Below are 20,183 nucleotides of genomic sequence, written 5' to 3' on the forward strand. Positions count from 1 at the left end.
ATGACATATTTTTTTCAAAAAGGCACCAATAAACAACTAATTGTCGCTTTTCACGGAACCGGCGGTAACCAGTACCAATTGTTAACTACTACGGCAGCGTTATTTCCTGAAGCGAGCTTAGTTAGTTTCCTAGGTAACGTGGGTAAGGCTGAAAATCGCCGTTTTTTTGCTCCCACTAAAAATGGGCAACTAGATCGTACAGAATTTGATGGTCGCACCCTTGAATTTATTGAAAATGAATGGCCTCAGATTGAGACAACCGACTATGAAGAAATTATTTTTATCGGTTATTCTAATGGTGCCAACTATATTTTAGGTTTATTAGAGAAGAACCCAGCGATTGCGGACACCGTGATTTTACTGCACCCGAGCGATTTGAATTATCAATTTGTTGGGCTAAGAGAGACACCCCGTATTTTATTAACAACAGGTTCACAAGATGAGTTAAGTTTAGCTGGAGATTTGGTGAAGTTAGAAAAACAGTTGGAAAATCATTTTACTGATGTCGAATTATTGATTGTTGATGGTGGGCATGGATTAGAAGCGGAAGAAATTACCAGGTTAAAGAAATATTTTAAATAAAATAGGACAACTACTTAAAAGTGTAAGACTAGAAAGTTTTACACTTTTTCTATAGATAAAAAGGTGAGTGGAAAATGCTACTGCGAGACTTATTGAATAATTATGAAAAGAGACAGTTGCAGGCATTGGATTTGTTATTACGTCGTCCATACACAACAAGCCAACTATGCCAAGCTTTACATGTTTCGCGAGATACAGTAAAAGAAGACTTAATCCAGCTTAAAGCGTATGAAAAAACTGTCAATGCGAAAATCTCAATGGAGAAAATCAACGGTTATTATCATATTAAATCTTTTGGAAAACTTTCAAATACTGAAATTAATCACTATTTTTTACAACATTCATTAAGTTATGAAATTTTGATATACATATTATTACATGGGGAATACCAATTAGACATAATGAGCACAGATTTAAATACCTCAGTGGCAACAGTGATTCGAAAGATTCGACAGTTAAACCAAATATTAAAAGAGTTTGAATTGACGATTGCAGGGGGGAAAGTGCATGGAACTGAGCTGCAAATCAGATATTTTTACTATCTTCTAATCTGGTACAGTAAAGACTACCAACAAAAAAAAGAGCTTTATTTAGGGTACAGCGGTAATCTGATACAACAACTTAGAGTAGATTTAAATTTTGTATTGTCTGAGCAAGAAGAAATTAAACAGAGTATCTGGTTTTATGTTACTAAGAAAAGATTTGAAAATAGACAAATATCAGATCAGTCAGTTTCTTTGGAAAAAAAATATCCGCCAAAAATTATTACTGGGCTTGAAAGTATTCTCGAGTCCCATTACAAAAATAACGGTATTTTTTGGGATGAACAAGAAACAATTTCCTATCAATTATTCTTGTTTGTGACGACTGAAATTTATGAAAACAAAGACAAATTTTTAGAATTATATCAAAAGAACATTGATTACTTAACGGCATTAAAAGTGACTAATGACGAAGTCTCTGAAAAATTATGGGAAAATTTAATGATTCAACGGACTAGTTTGCTAAAAGAACTGTTAGATATGACCATTTTTAAAATTAACTTGTGGGGTTACTATTTTCCAGGATTCATCGATATTTTCCAATACGAAATGAAAAGTACCAGTCAACCAGTGAAAAAAAGAGTAGACGCAGCGATGAAAGTGGTTGAAAAAAGATTGCAGATCGATTCTCAAGGCAATGGGCAAATGATGGCGAAATATTTTGGTGCTTTATTAGAAAATAATATTAAAGCAACTGGTTTTTCTTTGACAGTTGCCTACAATACTGGTTGGGATGATTTTATTACCGAAGAAAAAATAAGAAATATTTTATCCAGTATCGAATGGACAGTAAATCTGAAAATCATGCGCTATGAAGAGGGGAAAAGCTTTGATGTGATTTTATCAGACAGCAATCGAGATTTTGAAGGTATACCCTCAGAAAGAATCTATATTTTGTTGTCCCTAGTTTTTGGGTTAAATGTTGACCGACAAGAATTGAGTCAATTTATTAAGACTCATTATGAGAATAAATTAGAAGGTGTGTAGCAAGTGAATGCTATACACCTTTTTTGTTATTTAAAAAATCAGAAAAAAGATAATCACTTTTTGTTTTTTTTTACGATTTATTGAGAACCTCAGGGCATAAAAATGTTTATAATGAATAAATGAGAAAATGTCTCTAAAAAGGTAATCATTTTGTTTTTTTTATACCGATGCTTGATTAAAAAATAATGGATTGATAAAAATTACAAATTATTGTAAAGATACGGAGTGTTTTTTTAAAATTTTATTCCGATAGTATTTAAGGAGGATATTCCATGACACAAATAGGGGAAAATATTTATAGGAGAAAAGATGGTCGCTGGGAAGGGCGCTATATCAAAGATAGAACTGAAGCAGGGAAAATAAAATACGGCTATATTTATGGTCCAACTTTTCAACAAGTGAAAGAAAAACTAAAGACGCAATCCACTCGTTATCAAAAGCCGAAAGCTTCTGATGATGATAATCAGATGAAGCTAATCGAGTGGATTGAAATTTGGCTGAATGAAAACAAAGAATATTTAAAACCTTCCACAAGAGATAGCTATGTATTTAAAATGAATCAATATATTATTCCTTACCTGGGAGAGCTGGAATTAAACGAGTTATCTAACGCAACAATTCAGACATTGGTTAATCAATTACAGCGGGAAGGCCGCTCTACTAGTACCTTGCGGGTCACGTTTGGAATCTTAAAAAGATGCTTAACTGCTGCAGTAGTAAGTGAAATATTACTTCAGTCACCTTACCAAAAAATAGTTTTTCCCAAGGCTAAAGCTAATAATATTCATGCATTAAGCCGTTGGGAACAAAAGAAATTGGAAATGGTAGTGAAAAGCGATGGCGCCTTACCTAGTTTTGCAGTTTTACTTGCCTTGCGAACGGGTATGCGTATCGGTGAAATAGCGGCTTTACACTGGCAGGATATTGATTTTAGCGACAATAAAATATTTGTCCGACATACAATTACTCGAGTAAACTCACCAAAACAAGGGAATAAAAAAACAAATTTGACGATTTCTACACCTAAAACACTCTCGTCTCTTAGAGAAATTCCAATTAGTTCACAATTAAAAGCCGAGTTGCTTAAATATAAAAAACAAACACCAATCCACGAATTTATTTTTTCCAATTCTCCAAAACCCTATGATCCAAGACTGCTAACCTACTATTTTCATAAAATCAGAAGAACAGCAGACCTAGAACACATTACGTTCCACCAACTTCGTCACACTTTTGCAACTCGTTGTTTAGAATCAAAGGCTGATATAATGTCAGTTAGTGCAATTTTGGGTCACGCTTCTACCCAGATGACATTGGATATTTATGCTGATTCATTATTTGATGAACGGCGAAAAACGTTGGCAAAAATGGAGAAATCATTACAATAAAAAAAGACGCCATTAGTAAAATTTACTAGTGACATCTTTTTGACTAATAGCCCATTCCACGAAGAGTTTCGGTAATAAAATCTTGGTAGTCTGAATATTCCGTCATTAAATTTGTGGCTGCAAAGTTAACAGCTGCTGGAGTACTTTGCACACTATTTGGATCGCCGCCTTCAGCTGCAATTTGTTGCTGGTATTGTATAGCATCTGCTTCTGCTTGATTTAAGCGGTTGACAATATCTGCTCGAATTGTGTCGCCCGCAGGAACTTGTGATGGTTGGTTAATAATATTTTGGCCAGCATAAGTCACAGTGAAACCATAAAGCGCCCGCTGATCGCCAAAATTTGAGAAGACATTACTAAAAGTCGTTGTTGCTCCCGCCACTAGTTCGCGACTTTCTTGATAGTTTGCACCGATTGTATCGGCGCCATAAGTTTTATCTGCATAAATAAAGCCAAATTGTCCAGAATTTACTCGAATGGCTTTATTGGTTTGATTGGTGACAGTAATACTAACGTTAGAAGTAGAATCAGCCCCACCATTGCTCAAACTAAAGCTAGCCGCCAAATCATTACCTGTGGCATCAGACGTAGTTGTTTCCGATGTTTTAGTCACTTTAGAAGAGCTGGTAACGGTTTCTAGGCCATCATAAATATTTTTCAAACGTTTGAAAGCCATATTTTTTTTATCCAATAACAAGTTGGAACGCTCAATCGTGTCTTTGATTTCGTCTGTTTGATTGTCGTCTTGTAATTGGATAACTTCTTGGAGTAATTTTATTCCTTTAATGTCTTTTCGAATCCGATTTTTATTAGCACCGTCGTGATTCAATGCACTTTGCAAGGCTTTAATCGCTTGTTTATATTTTTTTTGATTGTAAAACTTTTGCGCACGTTTTACATAAGTATCGATATCTATTTGAGAAGAACTAATTGTAGTTGTACTCTCTGTTGTTTCTGCGCGATTCCCACAAGCGCTTAATGTAAACAGAGCCAACAAACTCATTAAAAAAAGCAGCCTTTTCTTCATCATCTCACATCCTGTTCAGTTTTTCTTACCTTAAATGTACCATAAACTAAACAAGGATGAACGAATATTTTTATTAGATATGACAATTAATCCCGTGAGCTTCCATAATCTCTTGAAAGTAAACCAATTCTTCTGGTTGAATTTGCGGTACATCGTGCATTTGATAAGAGCGATCTAAATACTGGTATTTTTTTTCGCCAAATTGATGGAAGGGCAGTAACTCAACTTGTTTAATCTGCATGTCTTGAAAAAGTTCGGCGAATTTTTGGGCATTCTCTTCGCCATCATTATATTGGGGAATCACCGGAATTCTGACAATCAAATGAGGGTGATGAGCAACTGCTTCAGCCAAGTTTTTTAAAATAGGTTGTAATGATACGCCAACACCGGCCTTGTGAGCCGCTTCATCATGATGCTTGACATCAAAATACAATAAGTCAACTTGAGCGATAAATTTTTGAAAAACTTCAAATCGCGCGAAGCCAGTTGTTTCACTAGCAGTATGGATATTTTTTTCCTTTAATTGGCGCAAAAGTTCCGTGGCAAAGTTGGCTTGGTACAATACTTCACCACCAGATAAGGTAACACCTCCGCCAGATTCTTCATAAAAAACTTCATCCTTCATTACTTCAACAATAATTTCTTCAATTGATTTGTATTCTCCCACTGTAGTAAAAGCTTTTTTAGATTGGTCCCACATTTTTTCTGGGCGACCATTTTGTGATTCAGGATTGGCACACCAATAACAACTTAATGGGCATCCTTTGAAAAAAACAACTGTTCGAATACCAGGACCGTCGTGGATGCTAAATTTTTGAATATTAAAAATACAAGCTGGTTCCATTTGTCAGGACTCCTTCCAAAGTTCAACTTCATTTTAGCAAATAAAAACCTATTCGTAAACAATAAAAGTTTCAAATGAAACTAACTTGTTGTGAAAATTTGTTCCTCTAAATTTTTTGTGTTATGCTAATGAAGCAGAAATGAGGGATTAAATGTCTAGAGAAGAAGAGATTATTGCGATTGTCAGTCAAGAAAAAAAAATACAAGTGAATCAATTGGCAGAACAATTAAATGTTTCTCAAGTGACGATTCGAAAAGATTTAGATAAATTAGAAAGTCGTGGAATTATTCACCGCCAGCACGGCTTTGCCTTATTAAATAATAGTGATGATATTAATTTTAGACTGGCACAAAATTACGATTTGAAATTAAAAATTGCCAAAGAAGCCGCTAAATTAGTCAATGATGGTGACGTTGTAATGATTGAATCTGGCTCAACTTGTTCTTTATTAGCAGAAGAATTAGCTTATCGGAAAAAGGATATCACGATTATTACGAATTCTTGTTTTATTGCTTCATATGTAAGAAAAGCTGATTCAGTTAAAATAGTTTTATTAGGAGGAGAGTACCAAAAAGAATCTCAGGTCAATGTAGGTCCTTTAGTAGAAAGAATTGTTAGCGAATTTCATGTGGATCGTTTATTTATCGGGATTGATGGCTTTGATCCGAAAAGAGGTTTTACTGGTAGCGATATTACTCGCTGCAACACGACTCGAGTATTGGCAACCGCCGCTGAAGAAACAATTATATTAACTGATGCATCTAAGTTTAACCAGTCTGGAGTGATTAAAGAATTTGATTTTAATGAAATTAGCCAAGTCTTTACAGATCAACGAATTACTGATGAAGTAGTCACGTTTTTAACTAAAAGAGAGATCACCGTATCAACTGTTTAAACCAACCATTGCGGTTGGTCTTTTTTTTAAATATTTATTGACGAAAAGTTTGTTCACATGTTATCATAGTTTCGAAAGTAATATAAAAATATTTCAAATGAAATGAGTGAAGAAAATGAATCCAGCAGTAAAAACAAACCCAACTGTCGAAAATCCGTCTCATTTTGGCTATTTAACCGAACGTATGAACAATTACCGTGAATCTGTATTAACAAAAAAAGCTTATATTGATGCTGAACGGGCCTTATTAGCAACTGAGTCTTATCAAGAGCATCAAAACCAACCAGCAGTGATGAAACGTGCTTTGATGTTACAGAATATTTTAGAAAATATGTCGATTTATATTGAAGATGAAACTTTAATTGTCGGTAACCAAGCTTCCGGAAATAAAGATGCTCCGATTTTTCCAGAGTATACTTTAGAATTTGTTTTGAATGAACTTGATTTATTTGATCAACGAGATGGTGATGTCTTTTATATTACTGAGGAAACAAAAGAACAACTTAGAAGGATTGCACCCTTCTGGGAAAATAATAATCTACGGGCGCGAGCAGGTGCTTTATTACCAGATGAAGTAAATGTTTTCATGGAAACAGGTTTCTTCGGTATGGAAGGTAAGATGAATTCAGGGGATGCCCATTTGGCTGTCGATTACCAAAAAATGTTAGCAGTTGGACTCCAAGGCTACGAACAACGAGCCCGTGAAGCCAAAGCAGCGTTAGATTTGACCCAACCAGAAAACATTGACAAGTATCATTTTTATAATTCAGTATTTATTACTATTGATGCAGTTAAAACATACGCAGAACGTTTTTCAAAATTAGCTGCTAAAAAAGCAGAAGTAGAAACAGATCCGGCGCGTCGTGCTGAATTATTAGAGATCAGTCGCATTACCGCCAAAGTTCCTTATCAGCCAGCTGATACATTTCATGAAGCGATTCAAGCGGTATGGTTTATTCAATTAATTTTACAAATCGAATCTAATGGTCATTCATTATCTTACGGTCGTTTTGATCAATATATGAATCCTTACTTGGTGCATGATTTAGAAAAAGGAAAAATTACTGAAGCAGCAGCTGTTGAACTGTTAACCAATTTATGGATTAAAACGTTGACAGTTAATAAGGTCCGCAGCCAGTCTCATACTTTTTCATCAGCTGGCAGTCCGTTATATCAAAACGTGACGATTGGTGGACAAACCACTGACAAAAAAGATGCTGTGAACCAAATGTCTTATTTAGTATTAAAAAGTGTGGCTCAGACGAAATTACCGCAGCCGAACTTATCTGTTCGTTACCATGCGGGTTTAGAGCAGGACTTTATGAATGAATGTATTGAAGTGATGAAACTTGGTTTTGGCATGCCAGCCTTTAATAATGATGAAGTGATTATTCCATCGTTTAAAAATATCGGGGTCTCAGAAGAGGATGCTTACAATTATAGTGCGATTGGTTGTGTAGAAACGGCTGTTCCCGGAAAATGGGGCTATCGTTGTACAGGCATGAGTTATATGAACTTCCCTAAAATTTTGATGATTGCCATGAATGATGGGATCGATCCAGTTTCGGGCAAACGATTTGTCAAAGGCTATGGACATTTTAGTCAAATGAAATCCTACGAAGAGTTATCGGAAGCCTGGGATAAAACGGTGCGAGAATTGACTCGGATGAGTGTAATTGTTGAAAATGCGATTGATCTTGGGTTAGAACGAGAAGTACCAGATATTTTATGTTCAACTTTAACAGAAGATTGTATTGGCCGCGGAAAGACGCTAAAAGAAGGTGGCGCAATCTATGACTTTATTTCTGGTTTACAGGTAGGAATTGCTAACTTATCTGACTCATTAGCTGCAATTAAACAATTGGTTTTTGAAGAACAAAAAATGACAACTAGCGAACTTTGGGAAGCCTTAATGAATAATTATCAAGGAGAGCGAGGGCAAGAAATTCAACAAATGATTCTTCATGATGTCCCTAAATATGGCAATGACGATGATGCGGTTGATTGTTTGGGAACCAAAGCTTATGATAGTTATATTGAAGAAGTTAAGAAATATCCTAATACTCGTTATGGTCGTGGACCAATTGGTGGGGTGCGTTATTCTGGGACCTCATCCATTTCTGCTAATGTGGGACAAGGAAAAGGAACAATGGCGACACCAGATGGGCGAAACGCTTGGACGCCGCTAGCAGAGGGCTGTTCACCAACGCATAATATGGATAAAAATGGTCCAACCGCCGTTTTAAAAACAGTGGCCAAATTACCTACTGAAGAAATCATTGGCGGCGTGTTACTGAATCAAAAAGTCAACCCGCAAACTTTGGCTAAAGAAAGTGACAAACAAAAATTAATTATGTTATTGAGAGCATTTTTCAATAAGCTACATGGCTATCATATTCAATACAATGTTGTCAGTCGTGAAACCTTAATTGATGCTCAAATTCATCCAGAAAAACACCGCGATTTAATCGTGCGGGTAGCCGGATATTCAGCTTTCTTCCATGTATTATCAAAAGCCACTCAAGATGATATTATTGCGCGAACAGAACATACTTTATAGGAGTGAATAAGATGAAATTTTTATTAGACACAGCTAACTTAGAAGATATTCAGCAATACAATCAGACGTTACCAATCGCTGGTGTAACCTCTAATCCTTCAATTATAAAAAAGGAAGGGAAAATTGATTTTTTCAATCACATGAAAAAAATTCGGGAAATCATTGGAACGGACAAAACTTTGCATGTTCAAGTAATTGCCGAAGATTATGAAGGTATGATCAAGGATGCAGAAGCAATCTTAGCTAAAATTGATCAGCAAGTCTACATTAAAATACCGACTACTGAAGCCGGTATTCAAGCGATGAAAGAGCTGAAACGTCGTGGAATCAATGTGACTGCAACGGCGATTTATACTAAAATGCAAGCTTATTTAGCAATCGCAGCAGGCGCAGATTATTTAGCACCGTACTTCAATCGGATGGAAAACTTGAATATTGATCCAAGAGAAGCAATTTTTGAGATGGCGGAAGAAATCAGTCGCACCAATAGTAAATCCAAAATTTTAGCAGCTAGTTTCAAAAATGTTGGGCAAGTGACTGCCGCATTAGAAAGCGGGGCACAAGCTGCTACCATGGGACCAGATATTTTGGCCGCAGCTTTCGCAATGCCATCAATCAATCAGGCTGTTTCAGATTTTTCAAAAGATTGGTCATCTATATTTGGTGAAAATGTAACAATTGCCGATTTATAATTTTCAATATTTAAAATAATATTTTTGAAATATTGCTGTCTTGTCAGAAAATATTGCAATTTCGGGAAATGTTTTGTTTGGTCAAAATAATTATAAATATTAAATCTTTTTGATTTATAAAAATAAGTATGATACAATAAGTTTGTAACAAGATAACCGCTTTCATTTTTGAAGAGTACACTTCCCCAAAAGCTGTTCCCACAGTTTGGTATACACTTCTCTGAACCCTAGCTCTTACGGAAATAGGAGCTAGGTATTTTTTTGTCTACCATAGCTAAAAAGCATAGATCGTTATTCAAGATAAGTATTGGTCAAAATGACTAAAAAGCTTTATGCTAACGTTAAGATTAAGAAAAGGAATGTGAATGCCATGAATATCTCTAAAGTAGCAGAAATGTCTGAATTGACGCCAGTGACTTTACGTTATTATGAAAAAGTTGGATTAATCCCACCGATTAATCGCAAAAGTGGTGGTGTAAGGGATTATTCAGAAGAAGATTTAGGTTGGATTGAATTTATCAAATGCATGAGAAATGCTGGCTTATCGATTGACTCATTAATTAACTATACTAATTTATATCAAATCGGTAGAGGAACTGAAGAAGAACGTAAAGAGATACTAAAGAAGGAAAGAGAACAACTGATGGAACGCTATCAGGAAATGGGCGAAACATTGGAGCGATTAAATTATAAAATTGCTAATTATGAAGCCATTCAATAAATTTTAACTGATGCAGTGATGCATCAGTTTTTTTGATATAGGATAGAAAAGGGTTACAAAGTATTAATAATTTCGGTCAGTTGAGTAAGAATTATCTTAGGAAACTTGAAATCTTTTCATTTATATTTAGTATATACTATATGGTATATACTTTTAATAATGTGAGGATGATTTTATGACCATGACAGACAATTGTACTGAACAAATGAGTCCCTTTGAATTAAGTTTATTTTTAGAAAAAGAAATTAGTAAAGATCCAAAGAATCGGCAAAGGTTATTAAACGCTGGGAGAGGAAATCCCAACTGGACAGCTCCGACGCCACGTGAGGCTTTCTTTTTGTTAGGACAATTCGCGACAATGGAAACCTTGAATACAGAGGGTGTTCTAACTGCTGGAATGATTTCAAAAGACAATGATGTAGATGAGCGTTTTGAAAAATTTTTAAGTACTCATCCGGGAAAAGGCAGCGATTTTCTTAAAGAAATTTGGCATAGTCAGGAAAATTATTTTGGTTTAATAAAATCTCAGTGGTTAAATCAAATCTTGGATTATTTAATTGGGGACAACTATCCTAACCCAGTGCGTTGTTTACCTGCTTGTGAAGAACCAATAAAAAATTACTTAAATCAGGAGTTGTTTTCTAATCAAGCGGTTCCTTTCGATATTTTTGCAGTGGAAGGTGGAACAGCAGGTATCTGTTATTTATTTGATACTTTATTTAACAACCATTTGTTAAATAAGGGAGATAAAATTGCGTTATTACTACCAACTTTTGCACCTTATTTAGAGATTCCTGAACTGCCTCAATACCATTTTGAAGTGGAAAAAATTCTTGCAGAACAAACAATTTTATCAGGGAAGACGACTTATCAATATAGTTCGGCAGAAATTGATCGTTTGAAAGACCCGCAAATCAAAGCGGTTTTTGTTGTTAATCCTAGTAACCCAACAGCAAATGCGATGTGTCAATCAACGATTGATCAAATCAAAGGAATTGTCGCTCATGACAATCCCAATTTAATGATTTTAACTGATGATGTTTATGGAACTTTTGTCCCAGAATTCCGATCACTGTTTACAGAGTTACCTTTTAATACAGCTTGTATTTACTCCTATTCAAAATATTTTGGCGCAACTGGCTGGCGAGTTGGTACCATTGCTGTGGCGAGAGAAAATATTTTTGACAAGTTGGTGCAGGAGTTGCCGAATGAGGTGAAAGAAAAGTTAAGATTGCGTTATCTTTCATTAAATGAACATCCACAGGAGACTAGTTTTATCGATCGGTTGGTTGCTGATAGTCGAGATGTGGCGTTGAATCATGCGGCCGGTTTATCCTCAGTCCAACAAGTGATGATGGCCTTGTTTAGTTTGTATTCATTGTTATATGAAGGACAAGCTTATAAAGAAGAAGTGATGGAAATTTGTCACACACGAGAAAAATTATTATTTGATAAATTGGGCATTGAAGAACCATTACCGGCTTTAAATACTGCTTATTATTGTGAAATCAATTTTAAAGATTGGACAGAAAAACGCTACGGAACAGATTTTTCCGATTATTTAAGTCAACGCTGGAATGTTACTAAATTTCTGACAACGCTAGCTCAAAATGAGCAATTGATGCTCTTAAAAGCCAATGCTTTCGGTAGCGATGATTGGTCAGTACGAATTTCACTAGCCAATTTAGCAACAAATCAGTATAGTGAAGTTGGAGATAGAATTATTCGTTTATCTGAAAAAATTAAAGATGAATGGCTAAAATCTAAACAGAAATAGGGGATTCATATGGAAGAAAAAAAAGCTACTCAAGCGATTTTTGATCAAGTTTCAGCTGAAATTGAAAAAAGAATTCGCGAGGGAATCTATGTTAGTTCGCAGAAGCTACCATCTGAATACGATTTAGCAAAGGAATTTAATTGTAGTCGTTTGACTATTCGTAAAGCGATTGATGATCTAATCAAAAAAAATATTATCGTAAAGCGTCGTGGAAAAGGTAGTTACGTGATGTCACAGCAAAAAATTCAAAGTGGTCGGGATGGTTTAGTTGGTTTTACCGAAGCGGCTAAAGCTTATGGCAAATCCAGTAAAACTGAAGTGATTTCCTTTGGCGTCTGTCAGCCAACAGAAGAGATGTTGAAAGCTTTGAATTTGACGAAAAATGATACTATTTATGAATTGGTTCGCCGCCGAATATTAGATGATGAACCAATGACAGTGGAAAAAACCTATTTACCAGAAGTTTATATCGCAGGATTGAAAAAAACTGATTTTGAAGGATCGCTATTCAAACAACTAGAAAAGAAAGTTGAGATTGCCTATTCCCATCAAGAAGTTGAAGCAATTTTAGTTGAACCAGAAATTTCAACATTGTTAGAGGTTCCGGTGGGAAATCCGATGTTGCAAGTCCATTCAGTGACTTATGCGATTGATGCGACCCCGATTTTATTTGATTTGTCTTATTATCGTGCAGATCGATATACATTTAAAAATACTTTGACTCGTTACAGCCATTAGGAGGCGCATTTTGTGGATATTAGAGAATTAATTGAAGCCAATAAATTAGATTTTTATCAAGATTTACAAAAAGTAATGTCAATTGCTAGTGTTAAAGGTGCTGCCGAACCTGGAGCGCCGTTCGGTAAGGAACCAAGAGCTGTGTTGGAAATGGTCATGAATTTGGCAGCAGAGTATGGATTTTATACAAATGTTGTTGAAGATGCGGTAGGTTATGCTCAGTGGGGCGAAGATGATTCATATATTGGCGTTGTGGGTCATTTAGACGTAGTTCCTGCTGGCGATGGGTGGAATTATCCACCGTTTGATTTAAGTTTAACAAATGGACGTTTTTATGGTCGAGGCATTCTGGATAATAAAGGACCAATTATGGCGTGTCTGTTTGGGCTGAAATTATTAAAAGAAGCTGGCTTAGTTAACCGAAAAACTTTTCGAGTTATTTTTGGTACCGATGAAGAAAGTGGTAGCAGTGATCTGCCACTTTATTTAAAACATCAAAAGGCACCGATATTTGGTTTTACTCCAGATGGAAAGTATCCGGTTGTTTACGGTGAACGTGGTATTGTTAATTATCAAATTGAGACAGCTTTTTCAACAGATGAATTGGCATTACTAGGTGATTTTATTGGTGATCAGGCCAAAGACCATGTACCTGATGCATTAAGTCTGACAGTTAATGGTCAAGTGATCTCAGTTAGTGGAAAAAGAGCACCATCTAACGCTCCAGAGCTTGGTGAAAATGCCATTACGCTATTGGCGGAAAAATTAACGGCAGAAAAATTATTGACAGGAAAATTATTGGCTTACTTTACTTGGCTAAAAGACAGTTTGGCTGAAAAGCATCATGGCGAGGGTCTAGGATTAGCTTTTGAAGATGCAGATAGTGGAAAGCTAATGATCACCCCTTATGAACTCATCAAAACAGCTAATGGGTTGGCTTTGTCTGTAGCGATCCGTTATCCTATCTCGGTAACCGAAGAAGAAGTGACTAACACCTTAGAGAAAAATCTTTTTGCGGATAGTCATTTAAAAGTGGTACGACGGATTAAAAGTACCCAATTTCCTAAAGCCAATAAAAATGTTCAAAAATTATCTGAAGTTTACGAAAAAGCGACTGGTTTAGATGGGACACCTGTAACCACAACGGGTGCAACTTATGCCCGTTTCATGCCCAATATTGTTGCTTTTGGACCTTCTTTTCCAGGTCAAAAAGGAATTGCCCATAACAAAGATGAATATATGGATGAAATTGATTTATTAAAAAACATGGAGATTTACATGGCAGCAATTGTTGCTTTGAATCAATAGTATTTTTATGCCGCAGTTCTTATGAGCTGCGGCTTTTTTGTGTAGTTTGCCTTTTTGTCATTCGATTATTAGAGAATTTTCTAAAAGTTTATTTAGAAAAAAATGAAAAAATAGAATTATTTTTGTAATTAGTATATACAAAATAGTATATACTAACTATAATAAAGACAACAACGTGATGAAAGCGTTAACGGAAGGAGCGAATCAATGGTCTGGGGAGCAATAGCAACTTGGCGCATGGCCCACGATGGTGTGGTAAAAGCGCTGGATTTATTAGAACGAAAGCAGCATTCTGGTGATGCCGTAGAGGAATTGATTAAAACAGTGGAGGATTATCCGTATTATAAATCAGTTGGCTATGGTGGGTTACCGAATGCGGAAGGAATTTTAGAAATGGATGCCGCCTTTATGGATGGCGATAGTTTTAAAATAGGAGCAGTCGCCGGAATTACCGATGTCAGTAATCCAATTTCTGTAGCAAGAAAGCTTAGTGATGATAAATTCAATAGTTTTCGAGTTGGAGAAGGTGCCACAAGATATGCCATGACTGAAGGATTTCATCGGAAAAATATGTTGACCGAACGAGCGCATAAAATTTGGGAAAAACGATTAAAAGAAATCCATGAAAATAATTTAAACCCTTATAATGGTCACGATACAGTTGGCGCAATCACATTAGATCAAATGGGTTCTATGACGGCTGGGACTTCAAGTTCAGGTCTGTTCATGAAAAAACCTGGTCGAGTGGGTGATTCACCATTATCTGGTTCTGGCTTTTATGTCGATAGTCAAATTGGGGGTGCTACTGCAACAGGTTTAGGGGAAGATTTAATGAAAGGCTGTTTGTCTTATGAAATTGTTCGCTTAATGGGAGAAGGTTTATCGCCTCAAGCAGCTTGTGACAAGGCTGTATACGAGTTTCATGATAAATTAACTGCGCGTTATGGAAAAGCCGGCGCCTTTTCACTAATAGCTATGAATAAAGCTGGTGAGTGGGGAGTCGCTACCAATGTTGAATTTACTTTTAGTGTTGGCAATGATAAAGAGGCACCTCAGATTTTTATCGCCAACATGGGAGAAAATCATACCACAAAAATAGAATCAATCACCCAAGAGTGGTTGGACGCTTACGAAAAAAGAATTAAAGCACCAATTGAATAATCTAGGAGGATGAAAATTATGGCAACAAAACAAATTTATTTATTCTGTGATGCAGGTATGTCAACAAGTATTATGGTGAACAAAATGATGGAAGTTGTGACTAAACATAATATGCCATTGCAAATTACTGCTTTTCCCGTGGCACGAGCACAAGAAGTTGTGGATAAAGAAAAGCCAGTTGCAATTTTATTAGGTCCCCAAGTGAAATTTTTGCTAGAAAAAACGAAAGAACAATTTAGTCCTCAAGGCATTCCTGTAGCTGCGATTGAACCAGAAATTTATGGAATGATGGATGGCGAAAAAGCATTAAAAGAAGCTTTAAAATTAATCAAGCAAAATAAAAAGTAGGATGGAGTGAAAAAGTAACATGCAGAAATTTTTAGGTTGGTTAGAAAGAGTCTTGACACCGATGGCTAAAGTTATTGGCGAAAATAAATATTTAGTAGCTATTCGAGACGGTTTCTTATTATCTACCCCATTGTTAATTGTGGGATCAGTATTCTTGCTGTTAGCCAATTTCCCATTACCAAATTGGGACACTTGGATGTCGAATATTTTAGGGGACAATTGGGCAATAATGATGTCGGTTCCAGCTAGTGCCAGCTTTGATGTGATGACGATTCTAGCCGTAGTCGGGATTGCTTATAGTTTAGGCCGTCAATTTAAAGTAGATGCAATGCAAGCTGGTATTATTGCTTTAGTTTCTTTCTTTATTTTGACACCGTATACGACTTTATTTACTCCTGAAAATAGTACGGCAGTTTATGAAGTGACTAGCTTGCCTTTAAAATGGATGGGTTCTAGCGGTCTATTCTTAGGCATGATCGTGGCATTGATTTCAACTAGACTATTTGTTTTTATTTTAAATAAAGGCTGGACGATTAAGATGCCTGAAGGGGTACCGCCAACCGTTGTTAAATCTTTTGAAGCTTTAATTCCAAGTTTTGTTGTTGTCTTTATTATGTTTATTATTAACTGGTTGGTTTCATTGACTTCATTTGGTAATTTACAAGATGTCATTTTCCAATTTTTACAAACACCATTATTAAGCTTAGGAAATACTCTAGGCGCCATGATCATCGCTTATATTTTCTTACACTTCTTCTGGTTCTTTGGGATCAACGGAAGCAGTGTCGTTGGCGCAGTATTCAATCCAGTTTTACGGGCTTTATCAGTTGAAAATTTACAAGCTTTTAAAGATGGACACGAAATTCCAAATATTATTACTGGTCAATTTCAAGATATGTTTGCTACTTTTGGTGGAGCCGGTTCGACCTTATCATTGATTCTAGTAATGGTAATTTTCTGTAAGAGTCAACGAATCAAAAAATTATCTCAATTGTCATTAGTGCCAGGTATTTTTGGGATTAATGAACCGATTATTTTTGGTTTACCAATTGTCTTAAATCCACTTATTTTAATTCCTTTTGCTTTAGTACCGACGATTAATATTATTATCTCTTACTTTGCGATGGATTGGGGCTTGGTTCCTTTAACTAATGGGATTCAGTTACCATGGACAACACCACCAATTATTTCTGGTTTCTTAGTTAGTGGTTGGCAAGGAGCAGTATTACAGGCATTATTATTTGTTTTAGGAATGTTTATTTATTATCCATTTATTAAAGTGATGGATGATCAATATTTGCGTGAAGAACGAGAAGCTGTCGAAGAAGAATCAGAAGAAATTGACTTTGATGATTTTGATTTTGACGACATTTAAGAGGTAAAAATGATGAAAAAAATTATTTTAGTATTGAACCATGTACAGGCAGGTATGGGAAGCGATGAGCATGCTGATTTAGCTCCAGGTGGGAAAAAAGCCCCTTTAGGACCAGGCCAAACTTTAACTCCTTATTTGAAAGAGCATGATAGCGAAATTATTGCGACTTTATATTGCGGTGACCAGTATTATCTGGCACATCCAGAAGAAGTAACTAAAAAATTTATTGGTTTTGCTAAGAAATTTGGTGCGGAGGCTGTGTTAGTGGGACCAGCGATGCATTATCCAAATTTTGGTGAAATGGCCGGTGCTTTAACAAAATCGTTTAATGATTACGGCATTCCAGCTATTTCTTCAATGTCGGTGGAAAATCCGGCGACAGAAGTGTATAAAGATCAAGAACCAATTGTAAAAATGCCAAAAAAAGGCGGGATTGGTTTAAACGATTCATTTAAAAATATGGCTTTGTTAGTTTCGGAAAAAGCTAAAGGTAATGATACGACGGAATTAGAAAAAGAGATTTGTTTTTAGAAAAGAGGATTACAGATGAATGATGAACAATTACAAGTAGTCATGGGATTAATCATGAACGCTGGTAATGCTAAAGCAGAAGCTGTTGCCGCATTAACAGCAGCTAAAGAAGGTAATTTCATTTTGGCAGAAGAAAAAATGATAGCGGCAAATGAAGCATTAGTTGAAGCCCACAATGTTCAAACGGGTTTACTAACCGCTGAAGCTAGCGGCGACCACACAACAGTAACTTTATTAATGGTTCACAGTCAAGATCATTTAATGAATGCTATTTCTTATTTAGGTTTGACGCAAGAATTGATTGATTTGTACCACCGCTTAGATAGTAAATAATAAAAATTGCCTTGCCGCTTTGGCAAGGCAATTTTTATGCTTTGTTTAACCATGTCGATAAAAATTGTAACTGTTCCTCGGTATGGAACCAATGTTCGCCGCCAGGCATTACTGTTAGTTGACAGTGATATTTTTCTGCGAAGGTCCTGATTTCAGCTAGACTAGTTAAGTTGTCATTTTCGCCAAACATAATTTTTGTGGGAATTTGCCAGTTGGTTACAGGATGTGTTCTTGTATAAGTAAGATATTGCCACGACAAGGTTTGACCGAAATCAGTTTCAATTAGTTGCTCCTGCTCTAATTGGACTTCACTGACTTGGGCCCACGACATCATCTTTGTTATCAATTTTTCCATATCAACAACTGGTGAAACTAATAAACAATGATCGAGTTCTATATCAGCAAAAGCCAGCAAACTAAACCAAGCAGAAATACTGTTAGCATATAAAGCAATGGTGGTCCAATTTTGTTTTAAGGTTTGATACAAATTTTTAAGCTCAGGTATGACTTCCCAAGGGACAAATTTTTCTGAACTATTTTTTCGGGTGCCATGTTCTGGTAGGTCATATGCGACCACTTGCCACCCTTTTGTAGTTAATATTTTTGCGGCAAATGCTGCTTCTTCTTGATTGCCATTTTGACCATGGAGATAGAGATAGACTTTTTCAGAAGTCTCACCATAGATAGTGATTGAAATAGAATTAAGCGTATTATGTTGGATTTTCATCATTTTCTCCTTTATTTTTTTCAGTATATCATTTTTTTCTATGAGAAGAAAAATTTGATTGTTTTTTGGCGAAATATTAGGTTGTTATTTTTGTACTTTGATATTTTGCGTGTTACCGTTAAAAGGTGATGAAAAAACAAATTAGACATTTAAATTCAGGAGGAATGAGACACATGACAAAACATCAACTACCGTCAGTCGAAACTCGTCTTTATATCAATGGAGAATGGGTCGAAGGCTCAAAAGAAAAGATCCCTGTAACAAATCCAGCAACTGGCGACGTTTTAACTGAAATTCATCAAGGGGCTGAAGCTGAAACAGAAGCAGCTATTGCTGCAGCGAAAAAAGCTTTTCCAACTTGGTCGGAATTACCAGTTACTGAAAGAGCCGCTTATATGAATAAATTGGCTGACTTGATTGAAGAAGATACAAATCGTTTGGCAACTATCATGACTTTAGAACAAGGAAAACCACTTACCCAAGCTGCTGGTGAAATTAAAAGTAATGTAGAAAATTTACGCTGGAATGCTGCTCAGGCACAACGGGTTTTCGGAGAAATTATTCCATCACCACCAACAAATCAATGGCAAGTGCGCAAGCAACCAGTTGGTGTAGTGGGCGCAATTACTCCGTGGAATTTTCCTTCCAACATGATTATTCGCAAGATTGCACCAGGTATTGCAGTAGGTTGTACAATTGTTTTAAAACCTGCTAAAGAAACCCCATTATCTGCCTTAGCTTTAATGGAGTTATTTGAAAAAGCAGAATTTCCTGCTGGTGTAGTAAATATCGTTTTAGGAGATGCGAAACCAATCGGAAAAGTATTGTCAGAGTCTGAAGATGTGGCGAAAATTACTTTTACTGGTTCAACAAATGTCGGTAAAATTTTAAACCAACAAGCTTCTGATTCACTGAAAAAAGTTTCTTTGGAATTGGGCGGACATGCGCCATATATTATTTTTCCAGATGCCGATTTGGAATTAGCCGTGGATACCTTAATTACGACAAAATTTAGAAATAATGGTCAAGTTTGTGTCTCGCCAAATCGTATTTTTGTTCATCAAGATGTGAAGGAAGAAGTTACACATTTATTAGTGGAAAAAATCCAAGAAGTTACGGTTGGTGATGGCATGGATGATCCAACTACGGGTCCTCTAATCAATCAAGCAGGTCTAGATAAAGTTGTCGCCCAATTAAAAGATGCCACAGAAAAAGGCGCAAAAGTTTTATTCGGTGGTCAGCAATTAACTGAGGGCGAATATCAAAACGGCTTTTTCTTCCAACCAACTGTTTTGGATGAAGTTACAACTGATATGGATATTTATTATGAAGAAACTTTTGGTCCAGTCATTCCTTTAATTACTTTTGAAGATGAGGACGAAGTAATTAAAGCAGCTAATGATACAGAATTTGGTTTGGCAAGCTATTTCTTTGCTAACAATATTCAAACCATTGACAAAGTCAGTCGTGGATTGGATTACGGCATGGTAGGAGTAAACGATACAGCTATCTCTAATTCTGCCACACCGTTTGGTGGCATGAAGCATTCTGGCTTTGGTCGAGAAAATGGAATATACGGTGTCGAAGAATATGTAGAAGTCAAATTTGTAAATATTCGCACAGCTAAATAGGAAAATCACCAGCACA

At 36.0% G+C, this 20,183-nt stretch carries 19 protein-coding genes; 16 read left to right on the top strand and 3 right to left on the bottom strand.

Going from position 1 to position 20,183, the window contains the following annotated elements; genetic code table 11:
* From KUA55_RS07895 to KUA55_RS07905, 3 genes are all read left to right on the top strand, one after another.
* Positions 1–582 carry an alpha/beta hydrolase gene (locus tag KUA55_RS07895; RefSeq protein WP_218325656.1) on the top strand — a complete coding sequence of 194 codons (582 nt, stop codon included), beginning with the start codon at positions 1–3 and terminating at the stop codon, positions 580–582.
* Positions 583–656: 74 nt separating this feature from the next.
* The gene (locus tag KUA55_RS07900) at positions 657–2,111 is read left to right on the top strand and encodes a helix-turn-helix domain-containing protein (protein WP_218325657.1); all 1,455 of its coding nucleotides are present in this window, start codon (positions 657–659) and stop codon (positions 2,109–2,111) included.
* Between the two features lie 272 nt (positions 2,112–2,383).
* On the top strand, positions 2,384–3,499 hold the full coding sequence (locus KUA55_RS07905; RefSeq protein WP_218325658.1) for a tyrosine-type recombinase/integrase: 1,116 nt from the start codon (positions 2,384–2,386) through the stop codon (positions 3,497–3,499).
* A gap of 43 nt (positions 3,500–3,542) precedes the next feature.
* Here the strand turns inward: KUA55_RS07905 and KUA55_RS07910 are convergent, their stop codons facing one another.
* Both KUA55_RS07910 and KUA55_RS07915 read right to left on the bottom strand, forming a co-directional pair.
* Complete coding sequence (locus tag KUA55_RS07910) at positions 3,543–4,526, bottom strand: hypothetical protein (RefSeq protein ID WP_218325659.1); 984 nt, start codon at positions 4,524–4,526, stop codon at positions 3,543–3,545.
* A 73-nt stretch (positions 4,527–4,599) separates the two neighbouring features.
* Positions 4,600–5,370, bottom strand: coding sequence for a glycyl-radical enzyme activating protein (locus KUA55_RS07915; RefSeq protein WP_218325660.1), 771 nt, complete (start codon positions 5,368–5,370; stop codon positions 4,600–4,602).
* 151 nt (positions 5,371–5,521) lie between these two features.
* Here KUA55_RS07915 and KUA55_RS07920 point away from each other — a divergent pair, with 151 nt between their 5' ends.
* The 12 genes from KUA55_RS07920 (at position 5,522) to KUA55_RS07975 (ending at position 17,809) form a co-directional block, all read left to right on the top strand.
* A complete protein-coding gene (locus KUA55_RS07920) occupies positions 5,522–6,265 on the top strand; it encodes a DeoR/GlpR family DNA-binding transcription regulator (RefSeq protein ID WP_218325661.1) in 744 nt (247 codons plus the stop codon).
* 115 nt (positions 6,266–6,380) lie between these two features.
* Entirely contained in the window at positions 6,381–8,825 is a 2,445-nt protein-coding gene (locus KUA55_RS07925) for a glycyl radical protein (RefSeq protein WP_218325662.1), read from the top strand.
* An 11-nt stretch (positions 8,826–8,836) separates the two neighbouring features.
* Positions 8,837–9,517: a fructose-6-phosphate aldolase gene (locus KUA55_RS07930; protein WP_218325663.1), complete on the top strand. Its 681-nt coding sequence runs from the start codon at positions 8,837–8,839 to the stop codon at positions 9,515–9,517.
* A 370-nt stretch (positions 9,518–9,887) separates the two neighbouring features.
* Entirely contained in the window at positions 9,888–10,238 is a 351-nt protein-coding gene (locus tag KUA55_RS07935; RefSeq protein ID WP_218325664.1) for a MerR family transcriptional regulator, read from the top strand.
* A 175-nt stretch (positions 10,239–10,413) separates the two neighbouring features.
* Positions 10,414–12,015, top strand: a complete 1,602-nt coding sequence (aspD, locus tag KUA55_RS07940) for an aspartate 4-decarboxylase (protein WP_218325665.1) — start codon at positions 10,414–10,416, stop codon at positions 12,013–12,015.
* A gap of 9 nt (positions 12,016–12,024) precedes the next feature.
* Positions 12,025–12,753 (top strand): GntR family transcriptional regulator, LSA1692 subfamily, encoded by a 729-nt coding sequence (locus KUA55_RS07945; RefSeq protein WP_218325666.1) that lies wholly within the window; start codon positions 12,025–12,027, stop codon positions 12,751–12,753.
* A gap of 12 nt (positions 12,754–12,765) precedes the next feature.
* Positions 12,766–14,061 carry a Sapep family Mn(2+)-dependent dipeptidase gene (locus KUA55_RS07950; protein WP_218325667.1) on the top strand — a complete coding sequence of 432 codons (1,296 nt, stop codon included), beginning with the start codon at positions 12,766–12,768 and terminating at the stop codon, positions 14,059–14,061.
* Positions 14,062–14,268: 207 nt separating this feature from the next.
* Positions 14,269–15,222, top strand: a complete 954-nt coding sequence (locus KUA55_RS07955) for a glycosylasparaginase (protein WP_218325668.1) — start codon at positions 14,269–14,271, stop codon at positions 15,220–15,222.
* Between the two features lie 18 nt (positions 15,223–15,240).
* Positions 15,241–15,570: a PTS sugar transporter subunit IIB gene (locus KUA55_RS07960; protein ID WP_218325669.1), complete on the top strand. Its 330-nt coding sequence runs from the start codon at positions 15,241–15,243 to the stop codon at positions 15,568–15,570.
* Between the two features lie 19 nt (positions 15,571–15,589).
* Positions 15,590–16,945 (top strand): PTS cellobiose transporter subunit IIC, encoded by a 1,356-nt coding sequence (gene celB, locus KUA55_RS07965; RefSeq protein ID WP_218325670.1) that lies wholly within the window; start codon positions 15,590–15,592, stop codon positions 16,943–16,945.
* A gap of 12 nt (positions 16,946–16,957) precedes the next feature.
* On the top strand, positions 16,958–17,476 hold the full coding sequence (locus KUA55_RS07970; RefSeq protein ID WP_218325671.1) for a GrdB-related putative oxidoreductase: 519 nt from the start codon (positions 16,958–16,960) through the stop codon (positions 17,474–17,476).
* Positions 17,477–17,491: 15 nt separating this feature from the next.
* A complete protein-coding gene (locus tag KUA55_RS07975) occupies positions 17,492–17,809 on the top strand; it encodes a PTS lactose/cellobiose transporter subunit IIA (RefSeq protein ID WP_218325672.1) in 318 nt (105 codons plus the stop codon).
* A 34-nt stretch (positions 17,810–17,843) separates the two neighbouring features.
* On the opposite strand, the gene KUA55_RS07980 is transcribed toward KUA55_RS07975, so the two are convergent.
* On the bottom strand, positions 17,844–18,536 hold the full coding sequence (locus tag KUA55_RS07980) for an alpha/beta hydrolase (protein ID WP_218325673.1): 693 nt from the start codon (positions 18,534–18,536) through the stop codon (positions 17,844–17,846).
* A 173-nt stretch (positions 18,537–18,709) separates the two neighbouring features.
* Here KUA55_RS07980 and KUA55_RS07985 point away from each other — a divergent pair, with 173 nt between their 5' ends.
* Positions 18,710–20,167, top strand: coding sequence for an NAD-dependent succinate-semialdehyde dehydrogenase (locus KUA55_RS07985; protein ID WP_218325674.1), 1,458 nt, complete (start codon positions 18,710–18,712; stop codon positions 20,165–20,167).
* The last annotated feature ends 16 nt before the right edge of the window (positions 20,168–20,183 follow it).

Origin of the sequence: Enterococcus alishanensis (assembly GCF_019218635.1) — a bacterium.
Taxonomy (GTDB): Bacteria; Bacillota; Bacilli; order Lactobacillales; family Enterococcaceae; genus Enterococcus_A; species Enterococcus_A alishanensis.

Coding starts and splice junctions, on each gene's coding strand:
- KUA55_RS07980 (WP_218325673.1), bottom strand. CDS start 18,536: ATGAAAATCCAACATAATACGCTTAATTCTATTTCAATCACTATCTAT.
- KUA55_RS07915 (WP_218325660.1), bottom strand. CDS start 5,370: ATGGAACCAGCTTGTATTTTTAATATTCAAAAATTTAGCATCCACGAC.
- KUA55_RS07960 (WP_218325669.1), top strand. CDS start 15,241: ATGGCAACAAAACAAATTTATTTATTCTGTGATGCAGGTATGTCAACA.
- KUA55_RS07905 (WP_218325658.1), top strand. CDS start 2,384: ATGACACAAATAGGGGAAAATATTTATAGGAGAAAAGATGGTCGCTGG.
- aspD (WP_218325665.1), top strand. CDS start 10,414: ATGACCATGACAGACAATTGTACTGAACAAATGAGTCCCTTTGAATTA.
- KUA55_RS07895 (WP_218325656.1), top strand. CDS start 1: ATGACATATTTTTTTCAAAAAGGCACCAATAAACAACTAATTGTCGCT.
- celB (WP_218325670.1), top strand. CDS start 15,590: ATGCAGAAATTTTTAGGTTGGTTAGAAAGAGTCTTGACACCGATGGCT.
- KUA55_RS07935 (WP_218325664.1), top strand. CDS start 9,888: ATGAATATCTCTAAAGTAGCAGAAATGTCTGAATTGACGCCAGTGACT.
- KUA55_RS07930 (WP_218325663.1), top strand. CDS start 8,837: ATGAAATTTTTATTAGACACAGCTAACTTAGAAGATATTCAGCAATAC.
- KUA55_RS07955 (WP_218325668.1), top strand. CDS start 14,269: ATGGTCTGGGGAGCAATAGCAACTTGGCGCATGGCCCACGATGGTGTG.
- KUA55_RS07910 (WP_218325659.1), bottom strand. CDS start 4,526: ATGAAGAAAAGGCTGCTTTTTTTAATGAGTTTGTTGGCTCTGTTTACA.
- KUA55_RS07975 (WP_218325672.1), top strand. CDS start 17,492: ATGAATGATGAACAATTACAAGTAGTCATGGGATTAATCATGAACGCT.
- KUA55_RS07920 (WP_218325661.1), top strand. CDS start 5,522: ATGTCTAGAGAAGAAGAGATTATTGCGATTGTCAGTCAAGAAAAAAAA.
- KUA55_RS07970 (WP_218325671.1), top strand. CDS start 16,958: ATGAAAAAAATTATTTTAGTATTGAACCATGTACAGGCAGGTATGGGA.
- KUA55_RS07985 (WP_218325674.1), top strand. CDS start 18,710: ATGACAAAACATCAACTACCGTCAGTCGAAACTCGTCTTTATATCAAT.
- KUA55_RS07900 (WP_218325657.1), top strand. CDS start 657: ATGCTACTGCGAGACTTATTGAATAATTATGAAAAGAGACAGTTGCAG.
- KUA55_RS07925 (WP_218325662.1), top strand. CDS start 6,381: ATGAATCCAGCAGTAAAAACAAACCCAACTGTCGAAAATCCGTCTCAT.
- KUA55_RS07945 (WP_218325666.1), top strand. CDS start 12,025: ATGGAAGAAAAAAAAGCTACTCAAGCGATTTTTGATCAAGTTTCAGCT.